Annotated in this window: 23 protein-coding genes, 1 tRNA gene and 2 pseudogenes; 6 read left to right on the top strand and 20 right to left on the bottom strand. The window is 59.3% G+C overall.

Annotated features, from left to right (window positions below; all coding sequences use genetic code 11):
- Nucleotides 1–53: 53 nt before the first annotated feature.
- Nucleotides 54–1,403: an MFS transporter gene (locus tag PFLQ2_RS19805; protein WP_003179491.1), complete on the bottom strand. Its 1,350-nt coding sequence runs from the start codon at nucleotides 1,401–1,403 to the stop codon at nucleotides 54–56.
- 557 nt (nucleotides 1,404–1,960) lie between these two features.
- Here PFLQ2_RS19805 and PFLQ2_RS19810 point away from each other — a divergent pair.
- Nucleotides 1,961–2,893, top strand: coding sequence for a helix-turn-helix transcriptional regulator (locus tag PFLQ2_RS19810; protein WP_003179489.1), 933 nt, complete (start codon nucleotides 1,961–1,963; stop codon nucleotides 2,891–2,893).
- 144 nt (nucleotides 2,894–3,037) lie between these two features.
- Complete coding sequence (locus PFLQ2_RS19815) at nucleotides 3,038–3,853, top strand: DUF1206 domain-containing protein (protein ID WP_033045948.1); 816 nt, start codon at nucleotides 3,038–3,040, stop codon at nucleotides 3,851–3,853.
- Between the two features lie 41 nt (nucleotides 3,854–3,894).
- On the opposite strand, the gene PFLQ2_RS19820 is transcribed toward PFLQ2_RS19815, so the two are convergent.
- Nucleotides 3,895–4,968, bottom strand: coding sequence for a UV damage repair endonuclease (locus PFLQ2_RS19820; protein ID WP_003179486.1), 1,074 nt, complete (start codon nucleotides 4,966–4,968; stop codon nucleotides 3,895–3,897).
- 372 nt (nucleotides 4,969–5,340) lie between these two features.
- A tRNA-Ser gene (locus PFLQ2_RS19825) sits at nucleotides 5,341–5,430 on the bottom strand.
- Nucleotides 5,431–5,737: 307 nt separating this feature from the next.
- On the opposite strand from PFLQ2_RS19825, the gene PFLQ2_RS19830 reads away from it, so the two are divergent.
- The 3 genes from PFLQ2_RS19830 to PFLQ2_RS19840 all read left to right on the top strand — a co-directional run bounded on the left by PFLQ2_RS19830 (nucleotide 5,738) and on the right by PFLQ2_RS19840 (nucleotide 8,356).
- Nucleotides 5,738–6,427 (top strand): crotonase/enoyl-CoA hydratase family protein, encoded by a 690-nt coding sequence (locus PFLQ2_RS19830; RefSeq protein WP_003179484.1) that lies wholly within the window; start codon nucleotides 5,738–5,740, stop codon nucleotides 6,425–6,427.
- Between the two features lie 101 nt (nucleotides 6,428–6,528).
- The gene (locus PFLQ2_RS19835; RefSeq protein ID WP_003179482.1) at nucleotides 6,529–7,251 is read left to right on the top strand and encodes a lysophospholipid acyltransferase family protein; all 723 of its coding nucleotides are present in this window, start codon (nucleotides 6,529–6,531) and stop codon (nucleotides 7,249–7,251) included.
- Nucleotides 7,252–7,384: 133 nt separating this feature from the next.
- A complete protein-coding gene (locus PFLQ2_RS19840; protein ID WP_003179481.1) occupies nucleotides 7,385–8,356 on the top strand; it encodes a magnesium and cobalt transport protein CorA in 972 nt (323 codons plus the stop codon).
- A gap of 82 nt (nucleotides 8,357–8,438) precedes the next feature.
- Here PFLQ2_RS19840 and PFLQ2_RS19845 read toward each other — a convergent pair whose 3' ends face one another.
- From PFLQ2_RS19845 to PFLQ2_RS19855, 3 genes are all read right to left on the bottom strand, one after another.
- The gene (locus PFLQ2_RS19845; protein WP_003179479.1) at nucleotides 8,439–9,155 is read right to left on the bottom strand and encodes an amidotransferase; all 717 of its coding nucleotides are present in this window, start codon (nucleotides 9,153–9,155) and stop codon (nucleotides 8,439–8,441) included.
- Nucleotides 9,156–9,243: 88 nt separating this feature from the next.
- Nucleotides 9,244–11,388, bottom strand: coding sequence for a 3-hydroxyacyl-CoA dehydrogenase NAD-binding domain-containing protein (locus PFLQ2_RS19850; protein ID WP_003179476.1), 2,145 nt, complete (start codon nucleotides 11,386–11,388; stop codon nucleotides 9,244–9,246).
- Between the two features lie 24 nt (nucleotides 11,389–11,412).
- Entirely contained in the window at nucleotides 11,413–12,618 is a 1,206-nt protein-coding gene (locus tag PFLQ2_RS19855) for an acetyl-CoA C-acetyltransferase (RefSeq protein WP_003179474.1), read from the bottom strand.
- A gap of 610 nt (nucleotides 12,619–13,228) precedes the next feature.
- On the opposite strand from PFLQ2_RS19855, the gene PFLQ2_RS19860 reads away from it, so the two are divergent.
- Nucleotides 13,229–14,041, top strand: a complete 813-nt coding sequence (locus PFLQ2_RS19860; RefSeq protein ID WP_003179471.1) for a c-type cytochrome — start codon at nucleotides 13,229–13,231, stop codon at nucleotides 14,039–14,041.
- 105 nt (nucleotides 14,042–14,146) lie between these two features.
- Here PFLQ2_RS19860 and PFLQ2_RS19865 read toward each other — a convergent pair whose 3' ends face one another.
- From PFLQ2_RS19865 to PFLQ2_RS19920, 14 genes and pseudogenes are all read right to left on the bottom strand, one after another.
- On the bottom strand, nucleotides 14,147–14,956 hold the full coding sequence (locus PFLQ2_RS19865; RefSeq protein ID WP_003179469.1) for a transglutaminase family protein: 810 nt from the start codon (nucleotides 14,954–14,956) through the stop codon (nucleotides 14,147–14,149).
- Nucleotides 14,953–15,102 (bottom strand): annotated as a pseudogene (locus PFLQ2_RS29620) (alpha-E domain-containing protein); the annotation flags it as partial. The gene PFLQ2_RS19865 and the pseudogene PFLQ2_RS29620, both read right to left, overlap by 4 nt.
- A gap of 62 nt (nucleotides 15,103–15,164) precedes the next feature.
- Nucleotides 15,165–15,279: pseudogene (locus PFLQ2_RS30960) on the bottom strand (hypothetical protein); the annotation flags it as partial.
- 80 nt (nucleotides 15,280–15,359) lie between these two features.
- The gene (locus tag PFLQ2_RS19870) at nucleotides 15,360–15,701 is read right to left on the bottom strand and encodes a ribonuclease E inhibitor RraB (protein WP_003179463.1); all 342 of its coding nucleotides are present in this window, start codon (nucleotides 15,699–15,701) and stop codon (nucleotides 15,360–15,362) included.
- 201 nt (nucleotides 15,702–15,902) lie between these two features.
- Nucleotides 15,903–16,139: a hypothetical protein gene (locus tag PFLQ2_RS19875; protein ID WP_003179461.1), complete on the bottom strand. Its 237-nt coding sequence runs from the start codon at nucleotides 16,137–16,139 to the stop codon at nucleotides 15,903–15,905.
- 139 nt (nucleotides 16,140–16,278) lie between these two features.
- Nucleotides 16,279–16,887 carry an START domain-containing protein gene (locus PFLQ2_RS19880; protein WP_003179459.1) on the bottom strand — a complete coding sequence of 203 codons (609 nt, stop codon included), beginning with the start codon at nucleotides 16,885–16,887 and terminating at the stop codon, nucleotides 16,279–16,281.
- Nucleotides 16,888–16,941: 54 nt separating this feature from the next.
- Nucleotides 16,942–17,196 (bottom strand): YkgJ family cysteine cluster protein, encoded by a 255-nt coding sequence (locus PFLQ2_RS19885; RefSeq protein ID WP_003179458.1) that lies wholly within the window; start codon nucleotides 17,194–17,196, stop codon nucleotides 16,942–16,944.
- Nucleotides 17,197–17,343: 147 nt separating this feature from the next.
- Nucleotides 17,344–17,820, bottom strand: a complete 477-nt coding sequence (locus PFLQ2_RS19890) for a hypothetical protein (RefSeq protein WP_003179456.1) — start codon at nucleotides 17,818–17,820, stop codon at nucleotides 17,344–17,346.
- An 83-nt stretch (nucleotides 17,821–17,903) separates the two neighbouring features.
- Nucleotides 17,904–19,346 (bottom strand): PLP-dependent aminotransferase family protein, encoded by a 1,443-nt coding sequence (locus PFLQ2_RS19895; RefSeq protein ID WP_003179454.1) that lies wholly within the window; start codon nucleotides 19,344–19,346, stop codon nucleotides 17,904–17,906.
- A gap of 199 nt (nucleotides 19,347–19,545) precedes the next feature.
- A complete protein-coding gene (locus PFLQ2_RS19900) occupies nucleotides 19,546–20,355 on the bottom strand; it encodes an OmpA family protein (protein WP_003179452.1) in 810 nt (269 codons plus the stop codon).
- The gene (locus PFLQ2_RS19905; protein WP_003179450.1) at nucleotides 20,352–20,711 is read right to left on the bottom strand and encodes a DUF4398 domain-containing protein; all 360 of its coding nucleotides are present in this window, start codon (nucleotides 20,709–20,711) and stop codon (nucleotides 20,352–20,354) included. The genes PFLQ2_RS19900 and PFLQ2_RS19905 overlap by 4 nt, the downstream gene beginning before the upstream one ends.
- A gap of 9 nt (nucleotides 20,712–20,720) precedes the next feature.
- A complete protein-coding gene (locus PFLQ2_RS19910) occupies nucleotides 20,721–21,545 on the bottom strand; it encodes a substrate-binding periplasmic protein (RefSeq protein WP_003179448.1) in 825 nt (274 codons plus the stop codon).
- Between the two features lie 75 nt (nucleotides 21,546–21,620).
- Nucleotides 21,621–22,550, bottom strand: coding sequence for an electron transfer flavoprotein subunit alpha/FixB family protein (locus tag PFLQ2_RS19915; RefSeq protein WP_003179446.1), 930 nt, complete (start codon nucleotides 22,548–22,550; stop codon nucleotides 21,621–21,623).
- Nucleotides 22,551–23,300: an electron transfer flavoprotein subunit beta/FixA family protein gene (locus tag PFLQ2_RS19920; protein WP_003179445.1), complete on the bottom strand. Its 750-nt coding sequence runs from the start codon at nucleotides 23,298–23,300 to the stop codon at nucleotides 22,551–22,553.
- Nucleotides 23,301–23,743 lie beyond the last annotated feature (443 nt).

The raw sequence follows: 23,743 nt of genomic DNA, 5'->3' as shown, positions 1-23,743 counted from the left end.
GGTGAAGTTGGAGGAATGCCGCCTCGTGTTGGAGAAAACGGTTTTTTCCGGCCTCAGCGCGCCTTGAGTTCGATGCGGTACAAACGACCGAGCAGCAACGAATAGGACAAGGTGCCGATCAGCGCGACACCGCCGATGAACCAGAAGGCCAAGGCGAATGAGCCGGTCTTGTGCACGATCGCACCAATCACAATGGGCGTGACGATGCCGCCGATATTGGCCGCCAGACTGGTGATTCCGCCGGTCAGCCCGATCAGTTCCTTGGGCGCCACTTCCGACACGGCCGCCCACGAGGACGACGCGATCCCTTGGGCGAAAAAGGCGATGGTCAAGATGGCAATGCAGATCACGTTCGAGTCGGTGAAATTCACCAGCACGATGGACATGCCCAACATCGACCCGACCACCAGCGGCAATTTGCGCGCAAAGGACAATGAATAGCCGCGACGTATCAGCAGATCGGACACGATCCCGGCGAGCAGAATGCCCACCGTCGCCCCCACGAACGGCAGCACGGCGAAGATCCCGGCCTTGATCATGGTCAACTGACGCTCTTCGATCAGGTAGGTCGGGAACCAGGTGAGAAAAAAGTACAAGGCCGAAGTGCTGGCGAATTTACCGATGCAAATCGCCCAGACCTGCCGATAGCTGAACAGCTCGGCGATCTGCCGCCAGTTGAATCGGGTGCGCTCCTGGCTGCTCTTGACCAGCCCGCCGCCGGCTTCGATGTACTTGAGTTCTTCCTTGCTGACCTTCTTGCAGTTCATCGGGTCGCGATACAGGAACAGCCAGGCGACACCGAAAACGATACCCAATGCACCGGTGCTGTAGAACACATGGCGCCAATCGTAAGTAGTCGCCAGCCACAGCAGCGCGCCGGTAAACAATGCGGTGCCCAGGTATTGGCCACAGACGTAAATGCTGCTGGCCAAGCCCCGCTCACGCGCCGGGAACCACACCGTGACCGCACGGCTGTTGGCCGGGAACGCCGGTGCTTCCATCGCGCCGACTGCCAGGCGCAAACCGAACAGCGAGGCAAACCCTGTGGCCAAGCCCTGGCACACGGTAACGGTCGACCAACTGATCAATGACACGCCGTAAGTGAAGCGCGAACCGAAGCGGTCGGCAATGAACCCGGCGGGCACCAAGGCGATTGCGTAGGTCCAGGCGAACGCGGAAAAAATCAGACCCATCTCGATCTTGTCCAGGCCCAGGTCCTTGGCGAGGAACGGCGCGGCAATCGAGATGTTCACTCGGTCGATGTAGTTGATGATCGTCGCGATCAGCAGCAACGACAGCATGAACCAGCGCCGCCGCGACGGCAGCCGCTCAGGCACGACGGCGTCCCGGGCGCTGGCAATGGTCGGCGCGGCGGTGGACTGGGAGGTGTGGGAATTCGACATGAATAGACCTCGTTATTGTTAGAAGCGTCGAAATGTTTACGAGCAGCCGAAGCCATTGCCCTCGATGTCGGGGCAGGATGTTTACGACTGGAAGCAGCGGTGCGGGACAGCCGGTGTCAGGCGTTCGATGACACCTTGCAACAGGACCTGTCGATGCAGCAGACGGGAGGATCAGCGAGGGATGGGAACAGGTTCATGGAATGCGCACCTCTTGATTGTTTTTGGATGAGGATCGGGTTGCGTGGCTCCAACAGTGGTCGTACAACCTTCCAAAATCAACCGGGGCGTTAGATCATTTTTCCCACTGAAAACCGCGATGACGGAACCTGTCCAAGAAAATCCGGCTTCCTATATTTTTCTTCTTATTAATTAACTTACTGTTTTTAAAGGAATAAATTGTAAAGCTAGGCCGTTTCGTTTTTGGACAATGATTTTGGAGGCTCCAGGTAGAGAAAAAGCCGCAGCCCCTCTTCCTCGTCGTATAACGCCTTGAAAAAAGCTCGGGTACACCGTCACAATCTCCGTCATCGCCATGCGCCCGCACAGGATTCCCAGGGATGTCATCACCGAGCCGAGTCCCCACCTATGTCATGCAGCAACGCAGCGAATTGACTGATTTCTACATCCGCGACAAAAAGGGCCGGCGCGCCGAAACCAGCCCCCATCGCCACGAGTATTTCCAGATCCAGATCAACCTCGGCGGCGATACGGTGCAGCACATCGGCAACGTCGAGCGGGCGTTTCCACGCAACACGTTGGCCTTCATCCTGCCCCATCGCGTGCATGTGATCCCGCACCCGGCGGACAGCAATTTCATCGTGATCAATTTTTCCCAGACCTTCTTGCTGCCGCATTTGCAATGCGACCCGATGGACCTGGAAGAAGTCTCGATTCTGCTGGCGCCCGAGTTGTCGCCCTTCCGTTTCCAGGAACATCTGGACTTCATCCTGGGCGATGAGGATTTCGCCAGAATCTGCACCTTGATCGAACAGATGCGGGTGCTGGACGAGAACCGTCAATTCGGCACCCGGGAGATGCTCAAGGGTCTGTTGCTGCAACTGATCGGCAGCGTCTGCGCCTTGTACGCCGAGCCCCTGAAACGGTTGGCCGAGGAGAACGCCGCGGAGGTCAGCCGGCGCGACGCACTGAGCCGGATGTCGGAGTACCTGCGCAAGAACATTGCCGATCCTGACCTTAACCTGATCAAGGTGGCTGCCGCGACGTACTTGTCACCCACCTACCTGACTCACTGGTTGCGCAAGGAAATCGGCAAGACCTTCACCGAACTGGTGCTTGAGCGCCGGATGCATGCGGCGCGTAATTACCTGCTCAACGGGACGCGGCCCGTGGGCGAAGTGGCGAGGTTGTGCGGGTTTGCCGACGAGGCTTATTTTTCCAGGCGCTTTCGCCAGATCCATGGCCAGCCGCCGGGGCAGTTCAGGCGCCAGCAGTTGAATCCGGATACGCCGCAGTTGCCGTTGAATACCTGACCTGCTCTATTGCGTGGGCAAAGTAATGCCGTCGTGATCATGGCCATCTCGCCAATACCACAGGCGAGCCTGCCCCCGAACACCAATCGAACCCCTCGCAACACCACAGGTCTGCTGCTTATCACCTGTCTGGAATATCCGCGTATGTCACCCCACCATAGCTTGGTCTTACTGGCACGAGGCGGTTACGCCGCTCGCGGTGTCATTTATCTGATCATGGGTATCTTCGCGCTGCTGGCGGCTCGAGATTCAAGCAACCCGAAGGACAGCCATAGCAGCCTGGAGGCGCTGCTCAGCCAGCCCTTCGGCCATGCCTTGGTCGGCCTGGTGGTCATGGGCCTGCTCGCCTTCGCCGGGTGGCGCGTGTTGCAGGCCACCCGCGACGTCGATCATCACGGCAAGGAACTTAAAGGCGTGGTGATTCGCATGGGCTTGCTGGCGGGCGGCTTGATCAACGGCGCGCTCGCGTTCTTTGCATTGACGCTGCTGGTCAGCGGGTTGAAAAACTCCGGCGGCTCCGGTGGCGGACAGACCCAGGATCTACTGGCGCGCCTGTTGTCCTGGGACCACTCCAATATCCTGATTTACCTCATCGCCCTGGTGCCGCTGGGGGTGGGCATCGCTCACATCATCAAGGGCTGGAAAGCGTCATTCGAGAAGTACTTCGAAGCGGACGAAGACGTCATGCGCTATGTGCGCCCGGTGTCGCGCTTCGGTCTTATCGCCCGAGGTATCGTCTTCATCGAAATCGCCCTGCTGTTGATGGTCAGCGGCTCGGCTTACAAAGCCATGGACCCACCCGGGATGAAAGACGCCCTCAATGCACTTCAGAACCTGCCGGCCGGCGGTGTGGTCCTGATGCTGATGGCGTTGGGCTTGATCGCTTTTTCGGTGTACAGCTTTGCCGAAGCGGCGTGGCGCAGGATCAACATGGATGTGCCGGGCATGTCGCAAGCCTAATGATCAACTTACTGCTGCAAGGTGATACACGACGCAAAAGGTCATTCAACACGTAAGTCGCCAGAAAGGCTTTTTACCTCAGTGAACTGACGACCCGAGGCCACAACACATTCATAAAACGCCAGCGCCGCCAGGTTCTTGTCCTTCGCTTCCAGCATGATGTCGAAACGGTCCAGGAACCTGAGCGCGTATTCATTCGTCCAGCGATTCCACATCTGCGCGCTGTGGCCGTATAGATCTCGCTTGGACACAACCTTTAACAAGGCGTCCATTTCAAGTTTGCGATCTGCATCGAAACCCAATTCCTGAAGTCGCTCCGGCGGTTGGGAGTAATGCATGGTGGGTCGAACGCCTCGCCAACTTTCGATGATGCGATCGACTCGCGGGGAGTCCGGTGCGATGTAGTCGTTCTCGTTGATCCAACAATGGTGAATGTCCAGCACGACGGGCGCGAGGTCGGCGAGTTGCAGACAATCGTCCACACCGTAGGTTTTTTCCTCATTTTCGAAGGTGATGCAATGGCGCGCCACTTCCGACAACCGCAGCCAGATCGAACGTATCCCCTCGCCCCCCAGGCGGCCGGCGATGTGTACGTTGCATTTGAAATCCTGGAAACGCCGACCGTATCCCATCATCCGGATCATGTCGGCGTGGTATTCAAACTCCGCCAGGCTGTTCTCTACCACCGGGGGTTTATCCGAGCCCAGTACGCAATACTGGCCGGGGTGAAACGACAGCCGTATATCCGCTGAACGCGCGAGGTTGCCAATCGCGGCGAAACGTTCTTCAAGCAGGCCGCGGATCGCAGGATCCTGATAAAACCCGTTCACCTTGGGATGGCTGTAGAACGGCAGCAGGTCGCTGCTTAGCCGAAGCATGCGCAACGCCGCCGGAAGCTCGGCGACGTAGGCAATCAAGCGCAACTGAGCCTCAAGATTGTGCCCCACCACGTCCACCAACCTGTCGCGGGCCATCTGCGGCGACACGCTGTCCATCCAGCGCAGCGTCGTGGTACGAGGATTGAACGGGGCTTCGATGAGCTTTAACTGACTGGGTGAAAGACTTCGCTCGGGATGACGGTATTGGCAAGCGAAGCCGACTCGTGGATATGACATGGGACGTCCCGGTCATTGGATGCGTGTTTGAGGTAGACCTTGGGATTGATCAGTCGTCCCTTTGCGATGAGCGGCGCTGAGGCCAACCCTCTCCAGGTGGGGCGAATGGGGATAACTTTTGCAGCTCAAGGCCAAGGCTTTGCAATTGACTTGCTGCAAGACGCGATTGAAAGAGCAATTACGGCGTCAAGCACCATTGGCTCTACCGCGATGATTGTTCACCCGCTTACTGAGCGTCTCTCGAGTTTTTATATCAAGTACGCCGGGTTTATACCGGGCCCAGGGCTTTCCCATGGGACTATTTTTTGGACGCCAAAAACCACAAACCCCCGACTTTCTCTAGGAAAATCAGGGGTTTATGTTTGCAGAATGTGGCGGTGAAGGAGAGATTCGAACTCTCGATACAGTTTCCTGTATACACACTTTCCAGGCGTGCTCCTTAAGCCACTCGGACACTTCACCGTATCTCGACAAACTGTTCAGTCTGTCGAGGCGCGCTAATGTAGTCGAAAGCTTTTCCGATGGCAAAGGTTTTTTTCAGAATTTTCATGCGGTTAAGGTGGGTCGGGGATTCAAACGCGCTTGGGCATGGCAAACCGGCCAATCTCCGGGGCTGTGCAGTCGCCCCTCTATAGATGAGGGCGTGGCTGGGTGGGCTGGCCAGACGGTTTACGTGACCTGGGGCTGACCGGTGAGTCAGTCATGGCGCTTTACCTGGCCGGCAGCGCTGGGTAACGTCTGCGTCACTTCTCTTACAAGGAATAGCGTCATGAGCGACCTGATTGCCTACCATCTCGACGACGGTATCGCGACCCTGACCTTGAACAACGGCAAGGTGAATGCCATTTCGCCGGATGTGATTGCCGCATTTAATGCTGCGCTGGACCAGGCGACAGCGGATCGGGCAGTGGTGATCATTACCGGGCAACCGGGGATCTTGTCGGGTGGTTACGACTTGAAAGTCATGACCGCTGGCCCCAAGGAAGCGGTGAGCCTGGTTACCGCCGGCTCGACCCTGGCCCGTCGCCTGTTGTCGCACCCCTTCCCCGTCGTCGTCGCTTGCACCGGGCACGCGGTGGCCAAGGGTGCGTTCCTGCTGCTGTCGGCGGACTATCGCATTGGTGTGGATGGGCCGTTCAGCATTGGCCTGAACGAAGTGCAGATCGGCATGACCATGCATCACGCCGGTATCGAGCTGGCCCGTGATCGCCTGCGCAAATCAGCGTTTCATCGCTCGGTGATCAATGCCGAGATGTTCAACCCGCAAGGCGCTGTGGATGCGGGCTTCCTCGACAAAGTGGTAGCTGCCGAAGAATTGCAGGGCGCGGCGCTGGAAGCAGCGCGCCAGTTGAAAAAGATCAACATGACCGCTCACAAGAACACCAAGCTGAAAGTCCGCAAGGCATTGCTGGAAACCCTGGACAGCGCGATCTTGCTGGACCAGGAACATATGGGCTGAGGCTGCGAGTCAGCCTACATATCGTACCTCTATAGGGACAATTGCTGAAAACAGTGCACATCCGTACACTGCGCCACCTTTTGTCCCGATAGGGCCTGTAGATGTTGTTTGTTCTGCGTATGTTGCTGATGGGGCTGCATTTTGTCCTGGCGGGTGTGCTTGGGGTGGTTGTGGGTATCTGCCGGCCGTTCAACCCGGACAACAGCCGTATATGTGCCAGGCTGTATGCCCTGCCCGCTATGTACATCCTGGGTCTGCGGGTCCGGGCCGATGTGGGCACGCTGGAGGACAAATCCCAGAGCTGCGTAATCATCGCCAATCACCAATCCAACTATGACTTGTTCATGTTCGGCAACGTGGTGCCGCGCCGTACCGTATGCATCGGCAAGAAGAGCCTGAAGTGGGTGCCGCTGTTCGGGCAACTGTTCTGGTTGGCCGGCAACGTGCTGATCGACCGAGGCAACGCCATCAAGGCACGCCAATCGATCCAGACGACCACCCATACGCTGCAGCATGAAGACACCTCAATCTGGGTGTTCCCGGAAGGCACGCGCAATTTTGGCGAAGACCTGCTGCCCTTCAAGCAAGGCGCATTTCGGATGGCGATAGCGGCCGGCGTGCCGATAACTCCTGTATGCGTGAGCCGCTACATCAAGCCTATGCGCCTCAATCGCTGGCGCAGCGGCGATATTCTCATACGCTCCTTGCCGGCGATTCCTACGGCCGGGCTTACCATGGACGACATGCCCCAGCTCATCGCCCAATGCCGTGAACAGATGCGCAACTGCATCGAAGCGATGGACCGCCAGTTGCAGGTCGCCTGAAAAGAAACCCGCGATCGGCGGGTTTTCTTTTGCCTGCGAACTCGGCAGATTTTGCTGACTCTCAAGTAGCAGGGCACGCTAAGCTGGGCGCTGCATTATCACTGCCATTTTTCCAAGAAGAAGAACCATCACCATGGGTAGAGTCGTTGCTGCTGCGGTTTACAGCGCCGGTAAAAAAGTCACCAACATCACCCTGGACGAAGGCAGTGCCTGGGCCGCGAAACCCGGTCACTTCGTGTGGATTGGCCTTGAAGAGCCTACCGCCCTGGAGCTGACCAATTTGCAACGCCAGTTCAACCTGCATGAACTGGCGATCGAAGACGCGATGGAGAAGCACAGCCGTCCCAAGCTGGAGACCTTCGGCGACGCGCTGTTTATCGTCACCTACTCGCCGATACGCAAAGACGGCAAGCTGCAGTTCATCGAAACCCATATCTTCGCGGGCAAGGGCTACATCATCACTGCGCGCAACGGGCACTCGGCGTCCTACGCCCACGTCCGACAACGCTGTGAGGCGCGCCCTATCCTGCTCAAGCACGGGGAAGATTTCGTACTCTACGCCATCCTCGATTTCGTGATCGAAAACTACCAGCCGGTGGGGGAAGCCATTCACGCCGAGATCGATGAGCTGGAGCGCAATGTGTTGTGCAGCGCCCTGAACGAGCGGGATATCCAGAATCTGCACAGCTTGCGCCGCGACGTGTTACGCCTGCGGCGCTACGCGGCGCCGATGGTGGAGATCAGCGAAGAGTTGCAGCGGCTGGATTTTCCCTTCATCGACAAGAATATGAGCCCCTATTTCCGCGATGTGCAGATCCATGTCACGCGGCAGATGGAAGACCTCACCACCCTGGCGGACATCGCCAGCCAGACCATTGAAGTCGGTGTGTTGCTCGAAGCGTCGCGCCAGAGCGTGGTGCAGCGCAAGTTCGCAGCCTGGGCGGCGATCCTGGCGTTCCCGACGGCAGTGGCAGGGATCTACGGGATGAATTTCCGGGACATGCCCGAGCTGAATTGGCACTACGGGTATTTTGCGGTGCTTGGGTTTATCGCCGTGGGTTGCACCGCGTTGTGGGCGAGCTTCAAGCGGTCGGGGTGGTTGTAGGAGGAGGAGCAGCTGCAAGCTGCAAGCTGCAAGCTGCAAGCTCAGGATTGCAGCGCTTAACTTGTAGCTCGCAGCTTGTCGCTCAAAGCCGCTTCTGAGCCACAAACCGCATCATCCACTCCGCTACCGTGGTGCCATGATGCTCCTGGGCAAGGCTTGCCACGCCTTGGCTGTAGATCTGTTCACCGAGGTGTTGCTGGCGAATCTCCAGCAACGCCCGGGAATAGTCGTGGATGAACTCCGGATGGCCCTGGAAGCACAGCACCTGATCGTTGATGTGGTAGGCAGCGAACGGGCAGAAATCGCTTGAGGCAATGACCGTGGCGTCTTCAGGCAATTGGGTAACCTGGTCCTGGTGGCTGATCAGCAAGGTCAGTTCTTCCATGACCGGGCTCATCCACGGTGCCTTGGCGGCAAGTTTGTAACGATGGGTGCCGACGCCCCAACCTTGGGTGGCGCGTTCAGTCTTGCCACCCAGCAACAGCGCCAACAGTTGATGGCCGAAGCACACCCCCAACAGTTTGTCGCCACGCTGGTAACGCTCCAGCAGGAAGGTCTTGAGGGTTTGAATCCACGGGTCGGTGCCGAAGGAATCAGCCTTGCTGCCGGTCACCAGGTAGGCATCGAACTCCTCGTCATCGCTTGGGTAGTGGCCCTCCATCACGTTGTACACGATGAACTCGGCCGCTATCGGCTGCTGGGAAAACAGCCGTTGGAACATCTGCCCGTAACCCTGATATTGATCGACCAGCTCTGGACGCAGGACATCGGTTTCCAGAATGCAGATGCGTAGCGACATAAAAAATACCTGACACGTGATGGGAATATTGCACACCCAAGAGCCTGCCTTGAAACACGGTCCCAAGGCAAGCCCCTTCCCACGCCTGTCAGAACAGTTCGTCCCTGGCGGCTTTTTCCAGCAGCAAAGTCGGCGGGGCGAATCGCTCGCCGTATTGCTCAGCCAAGTATTGGGCACGAGCGATGAAGTCCCGAAGGCCGTACTGGTTGATGAACTGCAATGCCCCGCCGGTCCAGGCAGCAAAGCCGATACCGAAGACCGAGCCGACGTTGGCATCCGCCGTCGCAGTCAGCACGCCCTCCTCCACACAGCGTACGGTTTCCAGCGCTTGAACGAACAACAGGCGATCGCGAATATCCTGCGGCGAGATCTGCCCGTCGGCTTGCTCGAAGCGTTGCTTGAGCGGCGGCCAAAGGTATTTTTGCCCGCTGGCCGGGTATTCATAAAAACCGGCGCCGGCAGCCTTTCCAGGTCGTTTGAATTCATTGAGCATCAAGTCGATCACTCTGAACGCCGGGTGCTCAATCGGCGTTTTCCCTTCTGCCCGCAGGTCATTGGCGGTTTGCAGACGGATATGACTCATCAGACTGAGGGAAACTTCGTCAGAGATTGCCAGAGGCCCGACGGGCATCCCGGCCTTGCGCGCTTCAGTCTCGATCATCGCCGCACTTACCCCTTCGCCGAGCATGGCGATGCCCTCATGGGTATAGGTGCCAAATACTCGGGAAGTAAAGAAGCCGCGACTGTCGTTGACCACAATCGGCGTCTTGTTGATTTGCAGGACAAAATCGAAGCCCCTTGCCAGGGTTTCATCGCTGGTGCGGGCACCCTTGATGATCTCCACCAAAGGCATTTTTTCCACCGGGCTGAAGAAGTGCAGGCCGATGAACTTCGTCGGATCCGGCACCGCCGTGGCCAGGCCGGTGATGGGTAACGTGGAAGTGTTGGAGGCGATCACTGCGTCGGGGCCCGCGACGGCCTGGGCCGCGGCTGACACGCGGGCTTTCAGGGCGCGATCCTCGAACACCGCTTCGATAATCAGATCGCACCCCGCCAGGTCAGCGTCGCTGTCGGTGGTGTGGATCCGCGCGAGCGTAGCGTCGCGCTGCTCGGCAGTGAGCTGACCACGGGCGACTTTTTTGTCCAGCAATGCCGCCGAACGAGCCTTACCCTTCTCGGCGGCTGCGCGCTCGACATCCTTGAGCACCACCGCAATACCGGCCACGGCGCTGACGCAGGCAATGCCGGCGCCCATCATGCCCGCACCGAGCACGCCGATTTTTCGCGTCAGGCAAGGCGCCAAGCCCTGCGGGCGAGAGCCCCCGGCCTTGATCTCGTTGAGCTGGAACCAGAACGTGCCGATCAGGTTTTTTGCCACCTGGCCGGTGGTCAGTTCAGTGAAGTAGCGGGTTTCGATCAAGTGAGCGGTATCGAAATCCACCTGTGCGCCTTCCACAGCAGCGCACAAGATTTTCTCCGGGGCCGGCAGGCAGCCCTGGGTCTTGTTCCGCAGGATAGAGGGGGCGATCGCCAGCATTTGCGCGAGGTGCGGATCGGACGGCAAGCCGCCCGGGAGCCGATAACCCTTCGTATCCCAGGGTTGGACGGCGTTGGGATTGGCGAGAATCCAGGCCCGGGATTTGGCCAGCAGTTCGTCCATATCTTCTGCCAGCTCGTCAATCAAGCCAGCCTGCAGCGCCGGTCGTGGGCCCAACTTCTTGCCTTCGAGCAGGTAGGGCAAGGCCTTTTCGAGGCCGAGCAGGCGCACCATCCGCACCACCCCGCCGCCGCCCGGCAACAGGCCAAGGGTGACTTCAGGAAGGCCGATCTGCACGGGCGGGTGGTCCAGCGCTACGCGATGATGGCAGGCCAGGCAAATCTCCCAGCCGCCTCCCAGGGCCGCACCATTGATGGCTGCCACCACTGGCTTGCCGAGGGTTTCCAGCGCGCGCAGTTGCGCCTTGAGCCCCAGCACCATGTCATAGAAGGCCTTGGCCTCGGGCTTGCCGACCTTGACCAGGTCGTTGAGGTCACCTCCGGCGAAGAAGGTTTTCTTGGCGGAGGTGATGATTACCCCAACAATCGAATCCTTTTCAGCGGTCAAACGGGCGACGCAGGCGGCCATGGCCTGGCGGTACACCGTGTTCATGGTGTTGGCGCTCTGGCCCGGCATGTCCAGGGTCAGGACGACGATCCGATCGGGGCCGGTTTCGTAGCGGATGGCTTCGGTCATGAAAAATGTTCCTTGAAATCGGGCTCAGAGGCGTTCGATGACGGTGGCAATGCCCATGCCGCCGCCGACACAGAGGGTCGCCAGGCCATAGCGCAGGCGACGCGCCTCCAACTCATCGAGCAAGGTGCCGAGGATGGCGCACCCGGTAGCGCCCAACGGGTGGCCCATGGCAATGGATCCGCCGTTGACGTTGACCTTGGCGGGATCGATGGCCATGTCCTTGATGAACTTGAGCACCACCGAAGCGAAGGCTTCGTTGACCTCGAACAGGTCGATGTCCTCGACCCGCAGGCCGGCCTTGGCCAAAGCCTTGCGGCTGGCCGGGGCCGGACCGGTGAGCATGATGGTCGGGTCGGTGCTGGTGACGGCCGTCGCGACGATCCGAGCCCTGGGCTGTAAGCCCATCGCGCGTCCCTTGGCTTCGGAACCGATCAGCATCAGGGCTGCACCATCGACGATGCCGGAACTATTGCCCGGCGTGTGCACGTGGTTGATTCGCTCGACGTGGCTATAGATGCGCAACGCCGTGCCGTCGAACCCCATCTGGCCCATCGCTTCGAAGCTCGGTTTGAGCTTGCCCAGGCCTTCGAGCGTCGACTCGGCGCGGATGAACTCGTCGTGGTCCAGCAGCACGAGGCCATTCTGGTCCCGCACCGCGACCAGGGATTTGGCGAACGAACCGTCGCCTCGTGCTCGCGCGGCTTTGTGCTGGGAATGCAGCGCGTAGGCATCGACGTCCTCGCGGCTGAAGCCTTCAAGGGTGGCGATCAGGTCGGCACCGATGCCTTGGGGAATGAAGTGACCGTGCAGGTTGGATTGCGGGTCCAGCGCCCACGCGCCGCCATCGCTGCCCATGGGAACCCGGGACATGGATTCAACGCCGCCGGCCACCACCAGATCTTCAAACCCGGAACGTACTTTCATTGCGGCCAGGTTCACTGCTTCCAGGCCCGAGGCACAGAAGCGATTGAGTTGCACGCCCGCCACGCTGATATCCCAGTCGGCCACGACGGCAGCCGTCTTGGCGATGTCGGCGCCCTGCTCGCCCATCGGCGTCACGCAACCGAGCACGACGTCGTCCACCTGGCTGGTGTCCAGGTCCATGCGTTGTTGCAGGGCATTCAACAGGCCGGCTACCAGGCTCACTGGTTTGACGCTGTGCAGCGCGCCATCGGCCTTGCCCTTGCCACGGGGCGTGCGTAGCGCGTCGAAAATCAAAGCTTCGGTCATGACATCCTCGAACCACCAATGGGTAACGCAACGCCCTTAACCATAAGCCCAGCGGCCCCGGATTCAATGACCACAATGCTCAGCGGCATTGACGACCACGCTCAGACGAACGGTAGCGAGCTATCGGGTTAACCGATTCAGGAGAGCAAGCTGTCTAGCCAAAGGGCCGCCAAGAAGATGGCAATGAGCCTCATGCCATTTTTAGAGCTATTCCATAGCGATTCATATTAATTGGATCTAAGCCAAGTGGCCCGCGGCCCCTAATGTAAACCTTGTACAAGAAAAGTCGTCGGGTTTTGCCGAGGCCCTTGTCATACAGGAAGTGCAATGCCAGCCATCATGGATATGCAGGCTGGCCTCAGGAAATAACAAAAAAGGCGGGTCAGCCATGTTCAAACATTCGAAAGTTCGTCAAGCCGGACTCATTCTCTTTGCCACGACGTTGCTGTTGATTTTGCCGAATATCACCAAAGTGATCGGCTGAATCCTGCGGGCAGGCATCCATAAGTTCATCAAGTTGTTTCGCCAAAAATAAGGCGGGTTCGCTGTTCGAGTCGCGATAGCTGTGCCAACCTCTGTGGCACCCCCCTCGACATGGAAGGCGTTCCACTTGAAAGCTCTCATTGTATTCGGGGCGTTGCTGCTCAGCACGCCCTTGTATGCCGCACAGCTGGTGCTTGAGCTGGGCGCGACGGCTCGCACCTGGCAAACCGAAGAACTGCTCAAGCACCCTGAAGCCCGCACAGTCCAGATCATCGAAGACGTTTCCTACAAGAAACCGATGAGTTATCGCGCCGTGCCGCTGGCGGCGCTATTGACGGGCGTCCGACCAGACGATCATTTGCAGGCCGTTGCCCTGGACGGATTCGCCGCCGAGATGCCCGCCGCACCGCTACTCAACACTCACGGCGCCCAGGCCTGGCTGGCGATCGAAGACCCGGCCCAGCCCTGGCCGCCGCTGGCGCAAGGCAAGTCCAGCGCCGGACCTTTCTACCTGGTCTGGACCGATCCCCAGGCGGGACATATCAGCCCGGAGCAATGGCCGTATGCAGTGGCAAGTATCAAGCGTCTGTCAGCCGTGGCCGAACGCTTCCCTGCCCTGCTTCCGGCAGCCAACCTGGCCAAGGATGACCCGGTCAACAAAGGCTTCGAACTGTTCCAGAAAAATTGCCTGGCGTGCCACCGGCTCAATGGCGCCGGGGACGCCCAGTTCGGCCCGGACCTGAACATTCCTTTCAATCCGACCGAGTATTTCTCCGGCGATTTCCTCAAGCGCTATATCCGCGACCCCCAGGCCTTGCGGCGCTGGCCACAAGGGAAGATGCCGGGGTTCTCTGCGGCGGTCCTGCCAGATTCCGAGCTGGATCTACTGGTGGGGTACCTCAAGCATATGGCGGGGCGTAAGCAACAGCCGGCTCCGTGAGATCGCTTTTATGAGGAGCTTGCTCCAGTCCGAGTGCAAAGGGCTCGCAAGCTGGTTAAGGGGCCGCTGCGCAGCCCAGCGGGAGCAAGCTCCCTCGCCACAGGGTTATTGCTGTTGCACGGTGATCACCGGCGCTGGCATCACGATCACCTTGGCGTGCATCTGCTCGCCGCCACCGCCACCGCCACGCCGCATGCCCCGCACCGGACAGGCATCGAGGTAGTCCAGGCCTACCGCCAGTTTCAAATGTCGCTCCGGTCGGGCCAGTTTATGGGTCACATCGAAGCTGTACCAGGCGTCATCGAGCCAGGCCTCGACCCACGCGTGACTGGCCAGGTGTTCGCTCTGCTCGCTGAACAGATAGCCCGACACATACCGCGCCGGCACGCCCAAGCTGCGGGCGCAGGCCAGGAATGCATGGGCGTGATCCTGGCACACACCGCTACGACCGGCGAAAGCCTGGGCCGCGCTGGTCTCGACCGCGGTGGAGCCAGGCGTGTAGGCCATGTGCTGGTTCAGCCCGTGCATCAGGTCGATCAATGCCGTGCGATCGCGACGCTGCTTGCATTGCTGCAGGGCGAATGCCCGAAGGGCTTCGTCTGCCTCGGTCAGCCGGGTGAACCGCAAGAACGGCAGCGCCGACTGGCTCTCATGTTCCGCTTCGCGCGACGGGTCGATATCCACCTGTCCCCGGGTACCGATGATCACTGTTTCGTGGGGCTCGTCCAGGGTCAGCACGTGAAGGATATTGCCGAACGGGTCCAGTTGCGCTCGCACCGGTCGTGGCAAATCGAGCTGCCAGCTCAGCACGTGCTGGCGTTCGCTGTCGTGGGGGGTAAGACGCAGGTACTGGATGCTGGCGCGAACCTGGTCCTCATAGTGGTAGGCCGTTTCGTGGCTGATCGAGAGTCTCATATGACCTCCAGGTAGGAACTGTGGATGGCGTCGCCCAGTTCGCGGACCAGTGGGATGAATTCGGTGAGCCAGGCATGCAGGCCCCCTTCGAGGATGTCGCTGATGTCGGTGTAGTGCAGGCGTGCGTCCATTTCGGTTTCCGCACGTCCAGGTAACGTGACATCCCATGCAGATCCGAGGCGGTTCTACTCAGCATTACAGGTTTCCTTCAATCCTCCACCACCCAGGTGTCCTTGGTCCCTCACCACCAGGGAGCCCTCGCGCAGCGCCACGCGGGTCAGACCGCCGGGCACCACGCAGGTTTCGCACCCGGAGAGCACGAAGATGGGTCAGTCGTCACTGGCGCGCATACGAAAACGGCCGACACAAGGTCAGCCGTTGCTGCAGTTACAGTCAATAATTGTCAGGCTTGCAGGCGCCGGATCTCCTGCTTGACGCCCCACCCCTCGATGACGCCCCCCAAGGGTTCGACGACGGCTTCGAAGTCTTGCTCGAAGTCTCCGATGTCATCGTATGTGGCGTACATCACCCGGCTCAGTTCCAATGACCAGGCCCCGTCATCCCGCGCACTGATCTGCGCATTCAGCGATTCGCCCCGAAAATGACCTGCCGCCCTGCGCGCCCGCTCCTCGTCCGGGAAAATGGCGTAGAACTCAATAGGATGGAATCGGGAAAAATCGAAACCGCCTTCTTTCATGCGGCGCAATACGCTGGTGCTGATGTCTTCTTGATAGGCTGTGCTCATGAAACGTCCCCCTCAGACCGATGGATAGACTTTCCGTTTTCCCGTGCGCACAGCCCTTGGCAGTACGCGGTACGGCATCAAATAACCGTCGGGACACAAGCATGTAGCTGACAAGACCGGACCTTCGCGATCCTTTCGCTGATCTCACTTGCAGAGTAGCCTCAAGTGATAGCCACTGCCAAGCGAGGCCAGGCAACGATTTCATGAAATCGGTGTAATGCTGATGATTTCGATGCTGTGCTGGGATTTGAGGTTCTTCAGGGTTGGATCTTGGGTGCGACCTTCCAGGTCATTGAGATCCAGCTGGGCGGACACTGGAAGCAATCTTTCGCGAATCAATTGTGCGGCCTGCTCCATGGTGGGCTCCTGGTGATAGTCGAAGTGTTCGGCGATGGCTTCGCCATGATCATCCACGAAAGTGATTTCCCACTTCTGCATCGGTGTCTCCTCGATCAATTCAGGGCCTGGTTTACCTTCATCTCGACATTGGCCGTTGAGCAATCGTTCCGCCGGGCTGTTGGACGGCACACATGAAAAGACCGCCTCGCGGGCGGTCTTCAGGTAACGGCAAGGCCGGTTATTTTTCGGCACGTTCCTTCAGCGCTTGCAGCGTGTTGAACGGCGCATCCACCACGAACTTGTTCGCCAGCCAGGACGGTACGTCGCCACCAGGCTCAGTGTGGACTTGGTAAGTCACTTCGACCTGATTGGGGCCCTTTGGCGTGAATGTCCAGAAGCCGTCGACCTGGGTCACGCGGACGAACCCCTTCTCCTCAGGCAGATACTTCGGCACGCCCTTGAGCTTGCGGGTCAGGCTGCCATCGGCGCCTTCCTCGGTAGTAACCTCCAGCACCGAATCCCGGGACGTCACCGGCCAAGGCGTATTGAACTGGGTGTAGGTCCAGCTTTTGTTGCCTTCATGCTTGAGCAACTTCTGACTCTTGCACTCATGAATCCAACTGCAAGCGCCGGACACATCTTCCTGCAGGGCGCGCAGCTTTTCGATGCTGGTTTTCATGACCGTCACGCCGCGGTAGGCCTTGTATTTGGAGCCTGCCACCTCACTGAGGGAAACCTTGATGCCATCCTTTTCCTTGGCGACCTGCCAGTCCTCTGCCTGCGCAGTGGCCGACGCCAGCAGCACGGTCAAACCACACATCACAGCCATACGATGCAGCGAACCCATAATTCTTTTCCTTATTGTCCAAGTTCGTTCATTTCGGTGCCGATCATTCACCCACTAGGCTGCCGTCACTTGCTCCCACCAGCCGATCAGCCGGATGGCCTCTTCGCTGCTGTCGCCGCAGACCTCGATATCCGCCTCGAACGCCGAGCACACCGACGGACGCTCCGGCTGGCCGAAGATCCGGCACAGGTTATCGACCGACAATTGCACGCAACGTTCTCCCGCGGGTTTGCCATGGGGCATGCCTGGGATCGGCGAGCTGATGGAAGGGGCTATGCAACAAGCGCCACAGCCCTCACGGCATTTCATGACGAGAAGATCCTCGAAACAGGTAATGATGGGTAACAGGACACAGAGTAGCGGCTAAAACACTCGTTTTAAATTACCGTCTGCGTGTTTTTTTATTCATGTCCAAATGACTGAACAGTCAGCGACGAGCTGCGTACTTGCGGGACTCTACTGCTTGAATTCGAAATCCAGCGCCGCGCCTTCAACTTCACTACGCTCCTGATTGCGCAGCGGCAGTTGCATTTCATTGCTCAGCAAACGGCCGTTGAGCTGGAACGGTCCGGGTTTCTGCCCGAACATGGACGGCAACAGTGCCTCACGCTTGGGCAACGCGACCTTACCGGGCGGCTGCAGCTCCTCGACCATGTCATGGGGTAGGCTCAAGTCCAGCTTGGCCGGGGGCAACGGGGTCTTGGCGACCTCATGGGCCGACTTGCTCTTGGAAGCGATGGGCGCGCGTTTTTTCTTCTTCGCGGGAGCCGCTTTTTTCGCAGGAGCCTGTTTAATCGCCGACGGTTTTTTCGCAGCCTCTTTCGCAGTGCTGGCGGCAGGCTTTTCCTGGGCCGAAGCCGCCGTGACGCCTCCCGTATGGAAGGCGGTCAACAGGCCGATCAAAACCCAGGCGGCAGGAACAATGGCTTTCATAAAAAACGACATTCACGGCAGAGACGTCCATGCTCGCCTGATAATGAGGCGCTGACAAGCACATCAAGCCAAGCCCCTGATTTCTAAAATAATCCGCTGGCCGTCTCCTGGCACAGCTGAGTGGCCAGCAGCCCCAGCGTCATCAACGCCCGTTCTGCCTCGCGGTTCCAGGGCGTGCCGCAGTTCAAACGAATGCAGTGGTTGAACTGCTCGGTGTTACTGAAGATCAGCCCTGGCGCGATGCTGATGCCCTGTTGCAACGCCCGCACATGCAATTCCTGGGTATTGACCCGTCCCGGCAGGCTCACCCACAGGATGAATCCCCCGGTGGGACGGCTCATTTGCGTACCTTCGGGAAAATACTGCTGTACCGCCAGCTGGAAGGCGCTGAGGTTCTTGCGGTATTCCTGGCGAATGAAACGCAGGTGCCGGTCGTAGCCGCCATTTTCCAGGTACGCCGCGATGCCCATCTGCGTAACGCTGCACGCCGAGTGTGTGCTGAAGGTCTGGAGGCGCTGGATTTCCTGCTGGAATTTCCCGGCGATCATCCAGCCGATGCGCACACCCGGCGACAACGTCTTGGAGAAACTCGAACAGTAGATGACCCGATCCAAGCGGTCGTAGGCCTTCAGTGCCTTGGTGCGGCCCTGCTCGAACATCAACTCGCCGTAGATATCGTCCTCGACGATCTGGATGTCGAAGTCCGAGGCCAGGCGCAGCAACTGCTTCTGGCGCTCCTCCGGCATGGTGCCGCCCAGGGGATTGCTCAGGCGCGTGGTCAGCACCAATGCCTTGATCGACCATTGGTTGGCCGCCAGTTGCAAGGCTTCAAGGCTCATGCCGGTGACCGGGTCACTGGGAATTTCGATGACTTTCAGGCCCAGCAGGTCCGCCAGTTGCAGCAAACCGTAATAAGTGGGCGACTCGGCGGCGATCAAATCGCCCGGCCGGGTCAGCACTCGCAAGGACATTTGCAGCGCGTCGACACAGCCATGGGTGATCACCACTTCGGAGGGGTCTACCACCACGCCGGCATCGCGCATTCGAATCGCCACCTGGCGCCGCAATGGCTCGAAGCCCGGGCTGAACATGTAGCTGAACGCTCGCGGACTGTGAAAACGCGTGACCTTGGCCAACTGCTGATGCAACGCCCGAACGGGCAGGTAATCGACGCTCGGCACCGCCGCCCCGAGGGGGAATACACCTTCGCGACGCGACTCGACCAACACCTGTTGGATGATGCTGCTGCGAGTCACCAGGCCCGGGCGTTCGACCCGGGCGATGTCCGGGGTCGGCGCCGTCAAGGCCGGCGTCTGGTGCACGTAGTAGCCCGACTGCGGCCGCGCGCGAATGAGTCCCTGGTCTTCAAGGTTCGCGTAGGCCTGCAACACCGTGGCATGGCTGACGTTGAGCTGCGAACTCATCTTGCGCACCGAAGGTACGCGCTCACCGGGCTGATAGACCCCGCGACGGATGTCTTCGGCCAGCTGTTGGGCGATACGTTGATAGAGAAGAAGGTTGGTCATGACGCAGCACTCGATTTCACGGGCATTTTATTCTTGTCGGAAACGATACCGGAACAGTTTAGAAGTGTACTGGGACAGTTGCCAGATTACTTGACCATACAGCGCAGTGACAGCCCCAACTGTACCCGTGGATCATCTATTTTGAGCCAAAAAAAACCCGGCGCCGTTAGCGGGGCCGGGTTTTCCAGTGACGCAGCCCTTAACGGGTGGCGCCGAGCTGGCCTTTTTCATCGGAGAACACAATTTCAACGCGACGGTTCTGCGCCCGGCCACGCTCGGAAGCATTGACGTCTACCGGGTACTCATCGCCGTAGCCTTCGACCTGGATGCGTTTTTCATCAATCCCCAGGTCCACCAGCACATCCGCCACTGCTTGCGCTCGGTCGCGAGACAGCTTGAGGTTCTCCTGCTTGCCGCCCGTGCTGTCGGTGTACCCTTCGATGCGCACCACGCGCTTGGGGTTGAGCTGCAGGAACTGCACAATCTTGAGTACTATCCGGTTGGCCGAGTTTTTCAGTTCCGCTTCACCGGTGTCGAACAACACATCACCCAGCGTCATGACCAGGCCGCGATCGGTCTGGGTCGTCGCCATCGCCATGATCTGCTCTTCGAGCCATTTGCCCTGTTGCTGCACGCTCAACAGCTTGGACTCGCGCAGGGCCAATTGCAGGCGCTGACGCTCCAATTCGAGCTTCGCGGCGCGCTCTTCGTTGAGCACCTGGTTGCTATGCTCACGGGCGATCTCGCTGTAGCGCTGGCTCAGGTAGGCATAGTGCTGCACATCCTCGCCGCTGCCCCAATAGCTGGACAAGCGATCGGCGCGGGCCAGGGATTCACCGGCACGGATGACGTCCCGGGGCGCGGCACGCAATACGTTGGCGTCTTCCTTGACCTTCTGGAAATCGGAACTGGCTTGCTCGAGCGCGGCCTCGCTGCGCTGGCCCACACAGCCGTACAAGCTGGCCAGGCCCGTCAGGACCAGGCCGCCAAAAACATGGGACGGCTTCATTGGGCATCATCCCTCAATTGTTTGCGCAAGCGCTTGATGCGCGTGTCGAGCACGTTCAGTTGCTCCTGGCTCTTGAGGGTCAGCACCTTCGCTTCAGCCAGGCGAGCATCGAGTTCGGCCTGTTCGGCCCGCATCCGCGCCTTCTTGTAGGATGCGTCGGCCATGTTCGATTTGGCCCGGGCGAACTTGTCTTCAGCCAGCTTCAATTCGGGCACTTCGTCGGCGGTGGCGCCCACGGCCCGGGCTTGCTCCAATGCCTGTTCAGTCAGGCGTATCTGTTCATTCGGCGCCGGATCGGCTGCGCAGCCCGCCAGAGCCATAACGGCCAGGGCAGCGAAAAGAGGTCGAATAGTCACTAATGTTCCCTACTGTTTTGGGGCACTGACAGGTGGCTGCAACTGTGTGTTCCAACGCTCCAGATTGCGCTGCAACACAGCCTCCGCCAGGCCGGACGCGGCCAATTCTGTCATCTTTTGCGCCAGCTGTCCGCGTAACCATGGGTCATTGCAGGCGGAGTTATGGGAAATCGCGAGGAACAGCCCCGGTTTATCCACCGGTTGCGGCGAAGCCTGCAGGTCGTTCGCCATCCCCAGCGTCTGCGCCATTGCCAAGCCCGAATAGCGGCCCGCCAGGACATATTCCACTTCTCCCAGCAGCAGTTTTTGGAATGCCTGGGTCAGGTTGGGCGTGCGGACCAGGGATAATTTCTGCTCGGCAAAGACGCCAAAATCCGAGGTCATCCGCGACTTTTCCGACAATGCGCCTGGGTGTCCATGAAGGTCGCCGGGTTCATTGATGACCAGCGTCGAATCCTTGCGGGTCCAGACCAGGTAATCGTTTTCCAGCAAGGGCGGGTGCACGTAGTCCAGGGTTTCAAGCCCGCTGCTGGTCAGCGGAGCATCGGTCAGCAGGTCCATGCGGCCGCTGCGCACTTCATCCAGCGCCTGGGCACGCTTGCCGGCGTAAAGCAGTTCGATCTTGAGCCCCAGCTCCGCCCCCACTTGCATCAGCAGATCGGCACCGGCACCGATCAAGTGCTTGGGGTCATGGGGGTCTTGCCAGAGATAAGGCGGCGCATCCGGGCTGCCAGTGGCAATCAGTCGCTCGCATTTGCCGGCAGCGGCAGACAGGCCCGGCACAACCACCAGTGCCCATAGCAACGACCAACCAACCAAACGGCGCAGTTCCATGGCGATACGCTCCTCTGATACGGAAATAAAAAACCCGGCCAAAAGGCCGGGCTCTTTATAAGTGAAGACGCCGGATTAGACCAGCTTCTCCAGCTCAGGGATGGCTTCGAACAGGTCTGCTACCAGACCGTAGTCGGCCACTTGGAAGATCGGCGCTTCTTCGTCCTTGTTGATCGCTACGATCACTTTGGAGTCTTTCATGCCGGCCAGGTGCTGGATCGCGCCGGAGATACCGACGGCGATGTACAGCTGTGGCGCAACGATCTTGCCGGTCTGGCCGACCTGCATGTCGTTGGGTACGAAACCTGCGTCAACCGCCGCGCGGGAAGCACCGACGGCAGCGCCCAGCTTGTCAGCCAGGGCGTACAGATGTTTGAAGTTATCACCGTTCTGCATGCCACGGCCGCCGGAAACGACGATCTTGGCAGCGGTCAGTTCCGGACGGTCGGACTTGGCCAGTTCTTCACCGACGAAGCTGGAGATACCCGCGTCATGGGCAGCGCCTACGGCCTCAACGGCAGCCGAGCCACCTTCAGCGGCAACCGGATCGAAACCGGTGGCGCGCACGGTGATGACCTTGACCGAAGCAGTCGATTGCACGGTGGCAATGGCGTTACCAGCGTAGATCGGGCGCTTGAAGGTGTCGGCGCTTTCTACCGAGATGATTTCGGAGATCTGGTCGACATCCAGTGCAGCGGCAACGCGCGGCAGGATGTTCTTGCCGTTGGAAGTGGCGGCAGCCAGGATGTGGCTGTAGCCCTTGCCCAGCTCAGCTACCAGCGGAGCGACGTTCTCCGGCAACTGGTGCGCGTAGGCAGCGTTGTCGGCCGCCAGTACTTTTGCCACGCCAGCGATTTTCGCAGCGGCTTCGGCAACGGCGCCAGCGCCCTGCCCGGCCACCAGGACGTGGATGTCGCCGCCAATTTTGGCAGCGGCAGCGACGGTGTTCAGCGTGGCCGGGGCCAACACTTTGTTGTCGTGTTCAGCAATAACCAAGATAGTCATTTAGATTACCTTCGCTTCGTTTTTCAGTTTCTCGACCAGTTCAGCCACCGACTTGACCTTGATGCCCGCGCTACGTGCAGCCGGCGCTTCGACTTTCACGGTCTTGTTGGTGGAGGCAGTGGAAACGCCCAAAGCGTCCGGAGTCAGCACTTCGAGAGGCTTCTTCTTGGCTTTCATGATGTTTGGCAGCGACGCATAACGCGGCTCGTTCAAACGCAGGTCGGTGGTGACAATGGCCGGCAGTTTCAGGGAAACCGTCTGCGCGCCGCCGTCGATTTCACGGGTCACGGCAACGCTGTCGCCGCTGACTTCGACTTTCGACGCGAACGTACCCTGACCGTAGCCGCTCAATGCTGCAAGCATCTGGCCGGTCTGGTTGTTGTCGCTGTCGATGGCTTGTTTGCCGAGGATCACCAGCGAAGGCTGTTCCTTGTCGACAACGGCCTTGAGCAGCTTGGCCACGGCCAGGGAGGTCAGGTCTTCGGCGGATTCGACGAGGATGGCGCGATCGGCACCCAGTGCCAGCGCCGTGCGCAGCTGTTCCTGGGCGGTGGTCGGGCCGATGGAGACGACGACGATCTCAGTCGCCACGCCTTTTTCTTTCAGGCGTACGGCTTCTTCTACGGCGATTTCGCAGAAAGGGTTCATCGACATCTTGACGTTGGCGAGGTCGACGCCGGAGTTGTCCGCCTTGACGCGAACCTTGACGTTATAGTCGACCACTCGTTTGACAGCTACAAGAACCTTCATGGATTCCTCGTTACTCTCCGGTGAAAAGAAAGTCGCCTAGGCGAACCTGGCGGTTGATGATCATGGGCGCAAGGGCACCTCTAAAAACGCCGGCATGAACCACACATGACCCTGCTCACGGGAGTGAAGACCATTCGTCAGTGATGACTGATGGGTCATTCATTATCGCGGCGTGTAAACTGCGCGTCCGAACCACGCAATACGTCCCTTTGTGCTGCCTTGGCCCTGTCTTTAGAGGTGCTCTTGAAACCAATAGTCAGCCTACGGCGAGCGCAAAACCGCCCGTATCTTGACCGGAACGCCTATTCCGGTCAATACGGCAAAATGGTCAGTCATAAGCCGTACGTCAGTGATTTATCTGGGCTGCGGCAATTTCAAACAAACGTTTGTATTGGACCCTGAGAGTGGTGTAGATATAATGCGCCGCTTAAGAGAGAACCGCG

Origin of the sequence: Pseudomonas fluorescens Q2-87, from assembly GCF_000281895.1 — a bacterium.
Classification (GTDB): domain Bacteria; phylum Pseudomonadota; class Gammaproteobacteria; order Pseudomonadales; family Pseudomonadaceae; genus Aquipseudomonas; species Aquipseudomonas fluorescens_S.
This window is presented reverse-complemented; position numbering and strand designations above follow the sequence as displayed.

What these genes read in the sequence shown, in the direction of transcription:
- PFLQ2_RS19805 (WP_003179491.1), bottom strand. Translation starts at nt 1,403, where the DNA reads ATGTCGAATTCCCACACCTCCCAGTCCACCGCCGCGCCGACCATTGCC.
- PFLQ2_RS19810 (WP_003179489.1), top strand. Translation starts at nt 1,961, where the DNA reads ATGTCATCACCGAGCCGAGTCCCCACCTATGTCATGCAGCAACGCAGC.
- PFLQ2_RS19815 (WP_033045948.1), top strand. Translation starts at nt 3,038, where the DNA reads ATGTCACCCCACCATAGCTTGGTCTTACTGGCACGAGGCGGTTACGCC.
- PFLQ2_RS19820 (WP_003179486.1), bottom strand. Translation starts at nt 4,968, where the DNA reads ATGTCATATCCACGAGTCGGCTTCGCTTGCCAATACCGTCATCCCGAG.
- PFLQ2_RS19830 (WP_003179484.1), top strand. Translation starts at nt 5,738, where the DNA reads ATGAGCGACCTGATTGCCTACCATCTCGACGACGGTATCGCGACCCTG.
- PFLQ2_RS19835 (WP_003179482.1), top strand. Translation starts at nt 6,529, where the DNA reads ATGTTGTTTGTTCTGCGTATGTTGCTGATGGGGCTGCATTTTGTCCTG.
- PFLQ2_RS19840 (WP_003179481.1), top strand. Translation starts at nt 7,385, where the DNA reads ATGGGTAGAGTCGTTGCTGCTGCGGTTTACAGCGCCGGTAAAAAAGTC.
- PFLQ2_RS19845 (WP_003179479.1), bottom strand. Translation starts at nt 9,155, where the DNA reads ATGTCGCTACGCATCTGCATTCTGGAAACCGATGTCCTGCGTCCAGAG.
- PFLQ2_RS19850 (WP_003179476.1), bottom strand. Translation starts at nt 11,388, where the DNA reads ATGACCGAAGCCATCCGCTACGAAACCGGCCCCGATCGGATCGTCGTC.
- PFLQ2_RS19855 (WP_003179474.1), bottom strand. Translation starts at nt 12,618, where the DNA reads ATGACCGAAGCTTTGATTTTCGACGCGCTACGCACGCCCCGTGGCAAG.
- PFLQ2_RS19865 (WP_003179469.1), bottom strand. Translation starts at nt 14,956, where the DNA reads ATGAGACTCTCGATCAGCCACGAAACGGCCTACCACTATGAGGACCAG.
- PFLQ2_RS19870 (WP_003179463.1), bottom strand. Translation starts at nt 15,701, where the DNA reads ATGAGCACAGCCTATCAAGAAGACATCAGCACCAGCGTATTGCGCCGC.
- PFLQ2_RS19875 (WP_003179461.1), bottom strand. Translation starts at nt 16,139, where the DNA reads ATGCAGAAGTGGGAAATCACTTTCGTGGATGATCATGGCGAAGCCATC.
- PFLQ2_RS19880 (WP_003179459.1), bottom strand. Translation starts at nt 16,887, where the DNA reads ATGGGTTCGCTGCATCGTATGGCTGTGATGTGTGGTTTGACCGTGCTG.
- PFLQ2_RS19885 (WP_003179458.1), bottom strand. Translation starts at nt 17,196, where the DNA reads ATGAAATGCCGTGAGGGCTGTGGCGCTTGTTGCATAGCCCCTTCCATC.
- PFLQ2_RS19890 (WP_003179456.1), bottom strand. Translation starts at nt 17,820, where the DNA reads ATGAAAGCCATTGTTCCTGCCGCCTGGGTTTTGATCGGCCTGTTGACC.
- PFLQ2_RS19895 (WP_003179454.1), bottom strand. Translation starts at nt 19,346, where the DNA reads ATGACCAACCTTCTTCTCTATCAACGTATCGCCCAACAGCTGGCCGAA.
- PFLQ2_RS19900 (WP_003179452.1), bottom strand. Translation starts at nt 20,355, where the DNA reads ATGAAGCCGTCCCATGTTTTTGGCGGCCTGGTCCTGACGGGCCTGGCC.
- PFLQ2_RS19910 (WP_003179448.1), bottom strand. Translation starts at nt 21,545, where the DNA reads ATGGAACTGCGCCGTTTGGTTGGTTGGTCGTTGCTATGGGCACTGGTG.
- PFLQ2_RS19915 (WP_003179446.1), bottom strand. Translation starts at nt 22,550, where the DNA reads ATGACTATCTTGGTTATTGCTGAACACGACAACAAAGTGTTGGCCCCG.
- PFLQ2_RS19920 (WP_003179445.1), bottom strand. Translation starts at nt 23,300, where the DNA reads ATGAAGGTTCTTGTAGCTGTCAAACGAGTGGTCGACTATAACGTCAAG.